Here is a 12,194-nt window from a genome sequence, read left to right on the forward strand (position 1 = left end):
GCGTCAGTCCATGAGCAGGGCGGCCAGCGTGCCGCCCAGCTCGGTCGCCGCGTCCAGGTGCGCCTCCACGTCCCCGGTGAAGACCAGGGGAGTGGCCGCCAGCGACCACTGCAGTCCCGTGGTGATCGACTCCATCGCGCGCTCGGCGCCGGTGGTGTCGTAGCCGCCCCGGATCCAGTACGAGAACGGCCGCTTGGCGGTGGGCTCGCGCACGTCGTTGTAGACGGTGTCGAAGAAGTGCTTGAGCGCACCGGAGAGATAGCCCAGGTTCGCGCTCGTGCCCAGCAGATAGCCGTCGGCGGCGAGCACGTCCTCGACCGTCGCCTCGAGCGCGGGCCGCACGACGACCTCGACTCCCGCGATGGAGCTGTCTCGGGCGCCGGCGAGGACCGCGTCGCCGATCTGCGTCAGGCGCGGGGTCGGGCAGTGCTGGACGACGAGGAGGCGGGCCATGGCGCCACCGTATCGCCGGACTTTCTCGACGACGTGCCCGACATTGCTCGGTGTGCCTACGATCAGCGCATGGACTTCGCCGCAGCAGCACAGTCCGTTCTCGACAACGTCGCCACGGTCATCGATGGCAAGCAGCACGCCATCGAGACAGCCCTCGTCGTGATGCTGGCCGAGGGACACCTGCTGATCGAGGACGTCCCCGGGGTGGGCAAGACGGCTCTCGCGCGCGCCCTGGCCCGCTCGGTCGACTGCTCCGTGCGGCGGATCCAGTTCACTCCCGACCTGCTGCCCTCGGACGTCACCGGCGTCTCGGTCTTCAACCAGGCGCTGTCGGAGTTCGAGTTCAAGCCCGGCGCCGTCTTCGCGAACATCGTCATCGGTGACGAGATCAACCGCGCGTCCCCCAAGACCCAGTCCGCGCTGCTCGAGGCGATGGAGGAGCGTCAGGTGTCGGTCGACGGCACGACGTATCCGCTGCCGGGGCCGTTCATGGTCGTGGCCACCCAGAACCCGTTCGAGATGGAGGGCACGTACCTGCTGCCCGAGGCCCAGCGCGACCGGTTCATGGCTCGCATCTCGCTGGGCTACCCCGACGCCGACGCCGAGCTGGCGATGCTGCGGGACCGGGACCTGCGCGATCCGGCCACCCTGCTCGAGCCCGTCGTCATGGCGGACGACCTGCAGCAGATGATCACCCACGTGCGCTCGATCCACGTGGCCGAGTCGGTCGAGCGCTACGTCGTCGCCCTCGCCCGGGCCACCCGCGAGTCCGGCGACCTGCGGCTGGGCGCCAGCCCGCGCGCGACGCTGCAGCTGGTCCGCGCGGCCAAGGCGCTCGCCGCCCTGCGCGACCGTGAGTTCGTGCTGCCCGACGACGTCGCCGAGCTGGCCCCGCTCGTGCTGACGCACCGTCTCGTTCCCCTGCGCGGAGGTGGCTCCGCCGACGAGGTCGTCGCCGACGTCCTGCGCCGGGTACCGGTCTGACGATGTGGCTCACCGGCCGGTCCGTCGCCCTCATCGCCACCGCGGCGCTGAGTCTGTCGCTCGCGCTCCTGGCCGGGATCCCCGCGTTGCTCTACGTGACCGGCCTGAGTGCCGGGCTGGTGGCGGTGGCACTGCTGCTGGCGGTGCTGGCCCGCCCCCGGCTCGAGTTGCGGCGCACGATCGAGCCCGCGATCGTCGAGCCCGACGAGCCGGTCGAGGTCGTGCTGGACCTGGCGGTTCGGTCGGGGGTCCCCGTCGTGACCGGCCGGTGGCGCGACCGCGTGCCGAGTGCCGTCCTGGGCACGGCCACCGGGACCGTCCCGGTCGCGGAGTCGTCCCGGGTCCGGTTCGCGTACGAGGTGCGCGGCCGGCGCCGGGGCAGCCACGAGATCGGCCCGTTCTCGGTCGTGGTCGGTGACGCCTTCGGTCTGGTCGAGCGCTCCCTGAGCGCCGGTGGGCGAGACCGCTTCGTCGTCCTGCCGAGGCGTCAGGCGCTGGGTGTCCGGGTCGGGCCGGCCGGCGCCATGGAGGGGACGACGCGCCTCCGCGCCGCCTCCGGCCTGGGCCAGGACGACGTCATCGCGCGGCCCTACCTGCCGGGCGACGCGCTCAAGCGCTGGCACTGGAAGGCCACGGCGCACCACGGCGAGCCGATGGTCCGCCAGGAGGAGTCGCAGGTGCGGCCCACCATGCTGGTCGTCCTCGACGCCGATCCGCGGGTGCACGACCACGCGGGCTTCGAGTGGAGCGTCTCGGCGGCAGCCTCGATCGTGGCGCACTACGGAGAGCGCGGCTTCGACGTCGACCTGGCCAGCGGGCCGTCCCTGGTCTCGCTGGAGTCCGGTCACGGGGTGCAGGACGCCCTCGTGACGCTGGCCCTGGCCGAGCCCGACGCGTCGCCCCCGGTGGTCCCGAGCCGCGAGCGCACCACCATCGTCCTGACCGGCGCGCTCGACAGCGCCGCCGCCGACCGCCTCGTCGCCGAGGTCCCGTCGCGCGACACGATCGCCTTCGTCGCCCGCTCCACCACCGAGGCGGCCCGGTCGGTGCTGGTGGGCGCCGGCTGGCACGTCGTCGTCCGGGACCCGAACGACGACCTCGCCACGATCTGGGAGGACACGATGGCGGTGATCGCGCGATGAGCCGGTCACGGGTGGACGAGTTCGGCGACACCCTCGTCGTCCTCGTCGCCTCGGCCGTCCTCCTGGCCGGATTCGCGCCGCTGCTGGACGGCTACCGCTGGGCGCTCACGGTGCTCGCGGTGCTGGTTCCGGTCGCGGCCGTCACGGCGGTCGTCCGGCTCCGCGCCCCCGCGTGGGGGACACCGGTGGCGGCCCTGACCGGTGTGCTGATGCTCGTCTGGGTGTTCGTCCCGGGCGCCACCGTCCTCGGGCTGCCGACGCCGCGGTCGCTCACCGCGTTGGGTGATCTGCTCGGCCGGTCACGCTCGGTGATCCTCGAGGAGGTCGCGCCCATCACGCCGCCGGACTCGATCGTGCTGCTGATCGCCGTGACCTTCCTCGTCACGTTCGTCCTGGCCGACGCCGTCGCGCGTCAGACCTGGCGGGTGCCGCTGCTGGGCCTGCTGTGGGCCACGATGCTGGTCGTCCCGAGCGTCATCTCGATGCAGATGCCGAGCTGGCCAGTGTTCCTGGGCGCCGCGGCGGCGTGGCTGTGGCTGTGGTGGTCCGAGTCGCCGCACGTGGGTCACCTGCCCACGCGAGCCGCCGGCCTGACGGGCGCCGGCGCCCTCGTCGTCGCGCTGGCCCTGCCCGTGCTCGGTCCCGACATCGACCCCACCTCGAGCGACTTCGGGGTGAGCGAGAGCGAGGTCTTCGGCGCGGGCATCAACCCGATGATCGAGCTGGGCCAGAACCTGCGCCAGTCCACGCCGCGCCGGGTGCTCACCTACACCTCCGACGCCGGCGAGGGCCAGTACCTCAAGGTCGCGACCCTGCGCCAGTTCACCGGACGCACGTGGGGGCCCAGCCCTGTGCTGGGCGATGCCGACATCGAGGGGATCGACGACCTCGACGACGGCATCGAGACGCGAGACATCTCGACACGGGTCCGCATCGACAGCCTGCGCTCGAACCTTCTGCCCGTGCCGTACCCGGCGACCCGGGTGCGCGGACTGGAGGGGCAGTGGCGCTGGCTCCGCGACGGCAGCACCGTCCGCGGCGAAGACCGCACGACCACCGAGGACCAGCGGTACACGGTCACCAGCGTCGACCGGCAGCCCACGGCCGAGCAGATCCGCGCGGCGGCTGCGGCCGGGCCCGGGCTGGACGTCTATCGGACCCTTCCCCGCGCGGTCCCGGACCTGGTCAACCGTCTGGCCCGGACGAAGTCCGCGGGCGCGCGCACCGACTACGACCGCATGGTCGCCCTGCAGGACTGGCTCCGCGACGACTTCTCGTACTCCGTGGAGGCGCCCGTCGAGGACGGGTACGACGGCAACGGTCTGGACGTCATGGAGGAGTTCCTGCGCAAGAAGTCGGGATACTGCGTCCACTTCGCCTCCACCCTCGCCGTCATGGGGCGGATCGTCGGCGTGCCGACGCGGGTCGCGGTCGGCTACGCCCCCGGCGACAACCTGCTGAGCCGCACGACCGAGGGGACCACCTACGGCGTCGACTCCGACGACCTGCACGCCTGGACCGAGGCGTACTTCCCGGGCATCGGCTGGATCGGCTTCGACGCGACGCCGGGCGTCGGCGAGGCCACCGAGTTCGCCGAGGAGGCCCAGCCCCAGGACCTGCCGGGGACGGATGCCGAGGTGCCCGAGGCCGGCGGTGGCTCGGAACGGGGCCTCGACCCCGGCGACGACCAGGCCGGCGAGCAGGCCGAGGAGGCGCCGACCGCGACGTGGCGTCCGGCGCTCGTGGCGGTCGTGGTGCTGGCCGTCCTGGGCGCCGTGCCTGCCGTGGTCCGGCAATTGCGCCGCCGCCGGCGCTGGACCGCCGGGCAGTCGGCCAGCGAGCCGCTGTGGACCGAGATCGCCGACACGGCGCGCGACCTCGGCATCGAGCCGGACCCCAGCGAGACACCGCGCGGATTCGCCCGCCGGCTGAGCACGTACGGAGTGGACGCGGCCGCGATGGACCGGGTCGTCGGTGCGGTCGAGCAGGACCGCTACGCCGGCAGCGTCGCGACGCGGTCGCACGTGGGTGAGGCGCAGCAGGTCGTCGAGTCGCTGCAGGCGTCCCGCGGGCGGCGGGCCAGGTGGCTGGCCCGCATCGCCCCGCGATCGCTGCTGCGCTGAGTCAGTCCCAGACGGACAGATCGGGGCCGCGCGGCACGATCTGCGTGGGGTTGATGTCGGTCTGCACGACGTAGTAGTGCTGCTTGATCTGCTCGAAGTCGGTGTTCTGGCCGAACGCCGGCTGGTGGTAGAGGTCCCGCGCGTAACGCCACAGGTTCGGCATGTCGATCAGCTGGTTGCGGTTGCACTTGAAGTGACCGTGGTAGACCGCGTCGAAGCGCGCGAGGGTCGTGAAGAGGCGGACGTCGGCCTCGGTGATCTGCTCGCCCATCAGGTAGCGGCGATCGGCCAGCCGCTCCTCGAGCCAGTCCATCGCGGTCCACAGCCGCTCGTAGGCGGAGTCGTAGGCCTCCTGCGAGCCGGCGAAGCCACAGCGATAGACGCCGTTGTTGACCTCGGTGAAGACGCGCAGCATCACGTCCTCCATCTCGTCGCGGACCTCGGCGGGCCACAGGTCAGGCGCGTCGGGGGAGTGGAAGTCGCTCCATTCGAAGAACAGGTCGTGGGTGATCCACGGGAAGTCGTTGGTGACGACGGCGCCGGTGGCGACCTCGACGATCGCCGGGACCGTGATGCCACGCGGGTAGTCGGGGTACCGCGCGAAGTACGCGTCCTGCAGCCGCTCGATGCCCAGCACGGGATCGACACCGCCGGGGTCGAGGTCGAACGTCCAGCTGCGGGCATCGTGCGTGGGGCCCGGCAGGCCGACGCCGATGACGTACTGCAGGCCCAGCAGGTCGCGCACGATGAGCGCGCGGGTCGCCCACGGGCACGCCTTGGCGGCGATGAGCCGGTAGCGGCCGGGCTCGACGGGCCAGGTGGGTGCGTCCGCCACGGGCGGCTTGCCGGTTCCGGCGCGGTCGTCGACCGGCGCTCCGCCGGTGCGGGTGATCCGGTCGGGGATGTAGTTCATGTCGCGATCGAAGGCCGCGCCGGCCTTGACGTACGAACCGGACGTGGTGAGGGGGGAGTCGTCGGCCATGCTTCGACCCTAGCCACCGAGTCCGGAACGTGCCCCGAACGCCGGTGATACGCTGACCGCATCATGCGGATCGCGAATCTTCTCGAGTCGAGCCTGCTCCGCGGGCTCCTTCGTCGCCGCGCCGAGGTCCACTGAAGGTCGGACCCCTCGGCGCGGAGTTCGGCACATCCGACCGCTGACCACCGCTCGACGTCGAGCCCCCGAGGAAAGATCCTTCCGTGAAGAACAACCCCGTCTCGCCCCAGCAGCCCTCGCCGATGCCGTTCGGGCGCTACCAGCCGTTCGCCCCCATCGACCTGCCGGACCGCACGTGGCCCAGCCAGCAGATCACCCAGGCTCCCCGGTGGCTCTCCACCGACCTGCGTGACGGCAACCAGGCCCTGATCGATCCGATGACGCCCGCGCGCAAGCGCCGCATGTTCGACCTGCTCGTGCGCATGGGCTACAAGGAGATCGAGGTCGGCTTCCCGTCGGCCAGCCAGACCGACTTCGACTTCGTCCGTTCGCTGATCGAGGGCGACGCGGTGCCCGAGGACGTCACGATCTCGGTCCTGACCCAGGCTCGTGAGGACCTGATCGAGCGCACCGTCGAGTCGCTGGTCGGGGCGCCGCGCGCCAACGTCCACCTGTACAACGCCGTCGCGCCGCTGTTCCGCCGCGTGGTGTTCGACGTCAACCGCGACGAGTGCCGCGCCATCGCGACGCGGGGCACCGAGCTGGTGATGAAGTACGCCGAGCAGCTGCTGGGCGACACCGCGTTCGGCTACCAGTACAGCCCCGAGATCTTCACCTCCGCCGAGCTGGACTTCAGCATCGAGGTCTGCGAGGCCGTCATGGACGTCTGGCAGCCCGAGGGCGACCGCGAGATCATCCTCAACCTGCCCGCCACCGTCGAGATGGCCACGCCGAACACGTACGCCGACCAGATCGAGTGGTTCAGCCGCAACATCAGCCGCCGCGACGCGGTCGCGATCTCGCTGCACCCGCACAACGACCGGGGCACGGCCGTCGCCGCCACCGAGCTGGCGATGATGGCCGGCGCCGACCGCGTCGAGGGCTGCCTGTTCGGTCACGGCGAGCGCACGGGCAACGTCGACCTGGTCACGCTGGGCATGAACCTGTTCAGCCAGGGGATCGACCCGCAGATCGACTTCTCCGACATCGACGAGGTCCGTCGCACGGTCGAGTACTGCACCAACCTGCCGGTGCACCCGCGCCACCCGTACGCGGGCGACCTGGTCTACACCGCCTTCAGCGGCTCGCACCAGGACGCGATCAAGAAGGGTCTGGAGGACCTCGACCGCCGCGCCGCCGAGCAGGGCGTTCCGGTCTCGGAGATGACGTGGGAGGCGCCGTACCTGCCGATCGACCCGCATGACGTGGGCCGCACGTACGAGGCCGTCATCCGCGTCAACAGCCAGTCCGGCAAGGGTGGCGTCGCGTACATCATGAAGTCCGAGCACCAGCTGGACCTGCCGCGTCGCCTGCAGATCGAGTTCAGCCGCGCCATCCAGTCGATGAGCGAGGGCGAGGCCGGCGAGATCCAGCCCGAGGAGATCTGGGGCGCGTTCACCCGTGAGTACCTGGAGCGCGACGAGCCGTACGCGCTCACGCGATACAGCTCGGTCACGAGCGAGGACGGCAACGACGAGCAGGTCGTCGACCTGGTCGTCCGCGGCGAGGAGCGCTCCTTCAAGGGTGAGGGCAACGGTCCCGTGGCGGCGTTCGTCGACGGCATGCGCCAGGCCGGCGCCGACATCCGGGTGCTGGACTACAGCGAGCACGCCCTCAGCTCCGGTGGCGACGCCAAGGCCGCGGCCTACGTCGAGTGCGAGATCGCCGGCGAGGTCGTGTGGGGCGTGGGCATCCACGAGAACATCGTCACCGCCTCGCTGCACGCCGTCGTCTGCGCCGCGAACCGGGCCGAGGCCACCACGATCCCGACGCATTGAGCGTCCGTGGGACATGACGACTCGGGGCGTTGACACACCTGTGGTGTGTCAACGCCCCGAGTCGTTGGACCGTCCGCCCCGAGACGGCGGACCGTCCCTAGCGCCGCGACGTCCTCACGGACGTCTGACCCGACACGACGACGCCCCGCCACCCCCCGTTGGCGGGACGTCACCGTGTCGGGGCTGGGTCACTTGATGGTGCCGGTGCCCTGGCCCTCGATGCGCTGGTCGTGCAGCAGCTCGCCCTCGGCGTCGACCGGAACGATGGTCGCCTCGAAGGTGATCTTGGAGCCCGCCTGCTGGTGGAAGTTCTCGCCGTAGGAGTACTGCTGGCCGGCGCCGAGTGTGTAGACGTTCGACTCCTGGTAGCCGCCCGGCTTGACGGCCGAGGTGTTGACGCCCTGGGCCTCGAAGAGGGCGTTGTCGGTGATCCCGCCCATGCCCTGCGCGTACTGCCAGTCGTCGTACCGCGGCGAGATGTTGACCAGCGAGGAGCCGAGGTCGATCGAGTCGCCGTTGTTGGTGACGACGTAGTTGACGAACACCAGCGGGTCGCCCTTGGCGATCAGCGGCTTGTTCGTCTTGGGGTCGACCCAGTTGCCCTGCTTGGGCGCGGGCGCGGTGCCCACCTGGTAGACGTCGACGTTGACGTCGCCGACCTTGAAGCTCGTGATCTTGTCGCCCTTCGTGGTCACCGGGCCCGCCCAGGCGGGCTGGTCGCCGGAGGCGGCAGCGGCCTCGTCGGCGGCGGGCTCGGACTCGGGCGCCTCGGAGGCCTCGGACTGGACCTCGCTGGTCTCGTCCTTGTCGGAGTCCCCGTCCGAGCCGCACGCGCTCAGCGTGAGCAGTGCGGTGGTGGCGACGGCGGTGACGGCGGCCTTGATCGGTCGAGCAGTGCGCAAGATGATTCCCTCAGATGGTGGTCGTGGCAGCGTGGGTCAGGTGACCCGCACCGACTTTTCCACGAATCGCGCACCGTGTGATCCCCCGGAATCGGGGGGTACCGCCCGCGGCTCAGCCCCGCGGCAGCGCGTCGGTGACGGCGTGCAGGAGCGGTCGCTCCCGCTCGCCTGAGCGCACGACCGCACGGATCTCACGACCCAGCTCGGCACACGTGGGCACCGCGGTGTGCAGGCCCGGACGGTCCACGTCGATGGCCAGGCGGGGCAGCAGCGCGACGCCCTGACCGGCGGCGACCGCCTGCGAGAGCAACTGCATGTCGTCGGTCTCCCAGCGCACCTGCGGCTCGAACCCCGCCTGGCGGCACGCATAGCGCGTGGCCTGGCCGCACGCCGCGTCCGCGGGCGGCATGACCCAGCGCTCGTCGGCGAGGTCGGCCAGCGTGGTCCCCGGCGCGAACGGCTCACGCCCGATCAGCACCAGCGGCTCGCGGTGGACGGTGGTCGCGGTGACGCGCGGCGGGATCGCCATCGGCGCGTGCTCGTAGACGTCGACGAGAGCCAGGTCGATGCGGCCCTCGTGCAGGGCGGCCAGGCTGGACTGGGGCTCGGCGACCGTCACGGTCGCGTCGATGCCCGGATGCTCCCTGCCGAGCCGGGCGAGTGCGGGCAGGATCAGTGCCTGCGCCGCCGAGGCGATCGTCCCGATGCGCACCCGGCCGACGAGCAGGTCGTCGAAGCCGTCGATGTCGCCGCGCGCGGCCTCCAGCAGGCGGACCAGGGCACGGCCGCGCTCGGCCAGGACCTCGCCGGCGGCGGTCAGGGCGACGCCGCGGGGGAGTCGCTCGAGCAGCGGCACGCCGCACTCGCGCTCCAGCGTCGTGAGCTGCTGCGAGACGGCCGAGGCGGTGATCGCGTTCGACCTCGCGGCGCCGGCGATGGACCCGTGGTGGGCCACGTCGACCAGCAATCGCAGGCGAGTCGGATCGGGCAGGTCCTTCACGGGCGAGGCCTCCTGAGGCATAAGCACAACTTATGGTGGACAGTGTGCCCCATCAGGCAGGACGATGGGAACGTGATGATCGAGAGCGTCGCCGTGTTCGGCCTGGGCAAGGTGGGAGAGCTGGTCGCGCACCTGCTCGCCCGCGCGGGTTTCGAGGTCGTGGGATTCGACTCCCGCGAACGGGAGATCCCGTCGTTGAAGACCAGGGTGCTGGACGTGAGCGACGCGGACGCCCTGCGCGCGTCCCTCGCCGGGGTCGACGCCGTCGTCTCGTGCCTGCCGTATCACCTGAACATCGCCGTGGCCGAGGCCGCGCACGACACGGGCGCGCACTACTTCGACCTCACCGAGGACGTCCCGACCACGAACCGGGTCATCGAGCTGGCCAAGGCCGACGCCAAGAGCGCCTTCGTGCCGCAGTGCGGGCTGGCGCCCGGTCTCGTCGGCATCGTCGGGGCGAGCCTGGCTGCCTCGTTCGACTCGATCCGCAGCATCGAGCTCAAGGTGGGCGCGCTGCCGCAGAACCCGACCGGCCTGCTGGGCTACGCCTTCAACTGGTCCGCCGAGGGCGTCGTCAACGAGTACCTCAACGACTGCGAGGTCGTGCGCGCCGGTGAGCGACGCATGGTGCCGGCCATGACCGAGACCGAGCGCGTCCTCATCGGCGGCGTCGAGCTCGAGGCGGCGCTGACGTCCGGCGGCCTGGGCACGATGTGCCAGACCTACGAGGGCCGCGTCCAGCGGCTCGACTACAAGACGATGCGGTACCCGGGCCACTTCCGCCAGATGCACTTCCTGTTCGAGGAGCTGAACCTGCGCGACGAGCGCGAGCTGGTCGGCCGGATCCTGGTCGAGGCGAAGCCGCCGGTCAACGACGACGTCGTCTACCTGCACGCCTCGGTCGAGGGCATCTTCGAGGGCCAGCCGTACCGCCGCAACCATGTCCGGGCGTACCACCCCATCGACATCGACGGCCAGACCTGGCGCGCGATCAGCTGGACGACCGCGGCCAGCGCCGTGGCCGTCGTCGAGCTCGTGGCGGGCGGCCGGCTCCCCGCGAGCGGCTTCGTCCGCCAGGAGGACATCTCCCTGGACGACCTGCTGGGCACGCACTCCGGCCGACTCTTCGAGACCCATGGAAAGGTCGATGCATGAGCATCACTGAGCACGTCACCGAGATCTTCGAGCGGATCGGCGCGCCGGTCGCGTTCAGCGCCGACGGCGAGATCGTCTGCCGCACCCCGATCGACGGCTCCGAGCTGGGCCGCCTGACCGCCGACACCGCCGCCTCCGTCGCCGACAAGGTGGGCGAGGCGCACGCCGCCTTCGAGCAGTGGCGCACGGTGCCCGCGCCGGCACGCGGCGCGTTCGTCCGTGAGCTCGGCGAGCTGCTGCGCGAGCACAAGGACGATCTCGGCGCCCTCGTCACGATCGAGGCGGGCAAGATCGTCTCCGAGGGCCAGGGCGAGGTGCAGGAGATGATCGACATCTGCGACCTCGCGGTCGGTCTGTCGCGCCAGCTGCACGGCCTGACGATCGCCAGCGAGCGTCCCGGCCACCGGATGATGGAGCAGTGGCACCCGCTGGGCGTCGTGGGCGTCATCAGCGCGTTCAACTTCCCGGTCGCCGTGTGGTCCTGGAACGCGGCGCTGGCGTTCGTCTGCGGCGACAGCGTCGTGTGGAAGCCGTCGGAGAAGACGGTGCTGACCGCGCTGGCGTGCCGGGCGATCGCCGCCGAGGCGGCCCGCCGCACGGGTGCGCCCGAGGGCCTGCTGCAGGTCGTCGTGGGCGCCCGCGAGGTCGGCGAGGCCCTGGTCGACGACCCGCGCGTGCCGCTGGTCTCGGCGACCGGCTCGACGCGCATGGGCAAGGAGGTGGCCCCGCGGGTCGCCGCCCGGCTCGGCCGGACCCTCCTCGAGCTCGGCGGGAACAACGCGGCGATCATCGCGCCGAGCGCCGACCTGGACCTTGCGGTCCGCGGCATCGTGTTCTCGGCCGTCGGCACCGCCGGCCAGCGCTGCACCTCGCTGCGCCGCGTCATCGTCCACGAGTCGATCAAGGACGAGCTCGTCTCGCGGCTCGTGGCGGCCTACGAGACGCTGCCGATCGGCTCGCCGCTGGACGGCGGCACGCTCGTCGGCCCGCTGATCGACGCCTCGGCGGCCCAGGGCTTCGAGAAGGCCATCGACCAGGCCCGCTCCGACGGCGGCACCGTCCTGACCGGCGGAACCACGGCCGAGGGGATCGAGGGCGGCCACTACGTGCACCCGGCGATCGTCGACATGCCCGCGCAGACCGAGATCGTGAAGGCCGAGACCTTCGCGCCCCTGCTCTACGTGCTGACGTACCGCGACCTCGACGAGGCCATCGCCCTGCACAACGGCGTGGCCCAGGGCCTGTCCAGCGCGATCTTCACGATGGACGTCCGCGAGGCCGAGCTGTTCGTCTCCGCGACCGGCTCGGACTGCGGCATCGCGAACGTCAACATCGGCACCTCGGGCGCCGAGATCGGCGGCGCGTTCGGCGGCGAGAAGGAGACCGGAGGCGGGCGCGAGTCCGGCTCGGACGCGTGGCGCAACTACATGCGCCGGGCGACCAACACGATCAACTACTCGACCGAGCTGCCGCTGGCCCAGGGCGTCGACTTCGGCTGACG

Annotated in this window: 10 protein-coding genes; 6 read left to right on the plus strand and 4 right to left on the minus strand. The window is 71.4% G+C overall.

Going from position 1 to position 12,194, the window contains the following annotated elements; genetic code table 11:
* Positions 1–3 precede the first annotated feature (3 nt).
* Positions 4–453 (minus strand): flavodoxin family protein, encoded by a 450-nt coding sequence (locus tag NP095_RS04975; RefSeq protein ID WP_232417087.1) that lies wholly within the window; start codon positions 451–453, stop codon positions 4–6.
* 69 nt (positions 454–522) lie between these two features.
* On the opposite strand from NP095_RS04975, the gene NP095_RS04980 reads away from it, so the two are divergent.
* The 3 genes from NP095_RS04980 to NP095_RS04990 are packed head-to-tail and all read left to right on the plus strand — an operon-like array spanning position 523 to position 4,702.
* Positions 523–1,437, plus strand: a complete 915-nt coding sequence (locus tag NP095_RS04980; protein ID WP_232417086.1) for an AAA family ATPase — start codon at positions 523–525, stop codon at positions 1,435–1,437.
* A 2-nt stretch (positions 1,438–1,439) separates the two neighbouring features.
* A complete protein-coding gene (locus NP095_RS04985; RefSeq protein ID WP_232417085.1) occupies positions 1,440–2,579 on the plus strand; it encodes a DUF58 domain-containing protein in 1,140 nt (379 codons plus the stop codon).
* Positions 2,576–4,702 (plus strand): transglutaminase TgpA family protein, encoded by a 2,127-nt coding sequence (locus NP095_RS04990; protein ID WP_232417084.1) that lies wholly within the window; start codon positions 2,576–2,578, stop codon positions 4,700–4,702. The genes NP095_RS04985 and NP095_RS04990 overlap by 4 nt, the downstream gene beginning before the upstream one ends.
* 1 nt (position 4,703) lies before the next feature.
* Here the strand turns inward: NP095_RS04990 and NP095_RS04995 are convergent, their stop codons facing one another.
* Positions 4,704–5,684, minus strand: coding sequence for a glutathione S-transferase C-terminal domain-containing protein (locus tag NP095_RS04995; protein ID WP_232417083.1), 981 nt, complete (start codon positions 5,682–5,684; stop codon positions 4,704–4,706).
* Positions 5,685–5,941: 257 nt separating this feature from the next.
* Between NP095_RS04995 and leuA the strand changes: the two genes are divergently transcribed.
* Positions 5,942–7,636: a 2-isopropylmalate synthase gene (gene leuA / locus NP095_RS05000; RefSeq protein ID WP_232417429.1), complete on the plus strand. Its 1,695-nt coding sequence runs from the start codon at positions 5,942–5,944 to the stop codon at positions 7,634–7,636.
* 188 nt (positions 7,637–7,824) lie between these two features.
* Here leuA and NP095_RS05005 read toward each other — a convergent pair whose 3' ends face one another.
* Complete coding sequence (locus NP095_RS05005) at positions 7,825–8,538, minus strand: hypothetical protein (protein ID WP_232417082.1); 714 nt, start codon at positions 8,536–8,538, stop codon at positions 7,825–7,827.
* Between the two features lie 112 nt (positions 8,539–8,650).
* The gene (locus tag NP095_RS05010; protein ID WP_232417081.1) at positions 8,651–9,559 is read right to left on the minus strand and encodes a LysR family transcriptional regulator; all 909 of its coding nucleotides are present in this window, start codon (positions 9,557–9,559) and stop codon (positions 8,651–8,653) included.
* 54 nt (positions 9,560–9,613) lie between these two features.
* On the opposite strand from NP095_RS05010, the gene NP095_RS05015 reads away from it, so the two are divergent.
* Together NP095_RS05015 and amaB are read left to right on the plus strand one after the other, a co-directional pair.
* Positions 9,614–10,693 carry a saccharopine dehydrogenase family protein gene (locus NP095_RS05015; RefSeq protein ID WP_232417428.1) on the plus strand — a complete coding sequence of 360 codons (1,080 nt, stop codon included), beginning with the start codon at positions 9,614–9,616 and terminating at the stop codon, positions 10,691–10,693.
* Positions 10,690–12,192 (plus strand): L-piperidine-6-carboxylate dehydrogenase, encoded by a 1,503-nt coding sequence (gene amaB, locus NP095_RS05020; RefSeq protein WP_232417080.1) that lies wholly within the window; start codon positions 10,690–10,692, stop codon positions 12,190–12,192. The genes NP095_RS05015 and amaB overlap by 4 nt, the downstream gene beginning before the upstream one ends.
* Positions 12,193–12,194 lie beyond the last annotated feature (2 nt).

Source organism: Aeromicrobium duanguangcaii (assembly GCF_024508295.1).
GTDB classification, from domain to species: Bacteria; Actinomycetota; Actinomycetes; order Propionibacteriales; family Nocardioidaceae; genus Aeromicrobium; species Aeromicrobium duanguangcaii.

Bases quoted from the DNA above. Each gene is read 5' to 3' on its own strand.
- amaB (WP_232417080.1), top strand. From the start codon at position 10,690: ATGAGCATCACTGAGCACGTCACCGAGATCTTCGAGCGGATCGGCGCG.
- NP095_RS04985 (WP_232417085.1), top strand. From the start codon at position 1,440: ATGTGGCTCACCGGCCGGTCCGTCGCCCTCATCGCCACCGCGGCGCTG.
- NP095_RS04990 (WP_232417084.1), top strand. From the start codon at position 2,576: ATGAGCCGGTCACGGGTGGACGAGTTCGGCGACACCCTCGTCGTCCTC.
- NP095_RS05015 (WP_232417428.1), top strand. From the start codon at position 9,614: ATGATCGAGAGCGTCGCCGTGTTCGGCCTGGGCAAGGTGGGAGAGCTG.
- NP095_RS04980 (WP_232417086.1), top strand. From the start codon at position 523: ATGGACTTCGCCGCAGCAGCACAGTCCGTTCTCGACAACGTCGCCACG.
- NP095_RS05010 (WP_232417081.1), bottom strand. From the start codon at position 9,559: ATGCCTCAGGAGGCCTCGCCCGTGAAGGACCTGCCCGATCCGACTCGC.
- NP095_RS04975 (WP_232417087.1), bottom strand. From the start codon at position 453: ATGGCCCGCCTCCTCGTCGTCCAGCACTGCCCGACCCCGCGCCTGACG.
- NP095_RS04995 (WP_232417083.1), bottom strand. From the start codon at position 5,684: ATGGCCGACGACTCCCCCCTCACCACGTCCGGTTCGTACGTCAAGGCC.
- leuA (WP_232417429.1), top strand. From the start codon at position 5,942: ATGCCGTTCGGGCGCTACCAGCCGTTCGCCCCCATCGACCTGCCGGAC.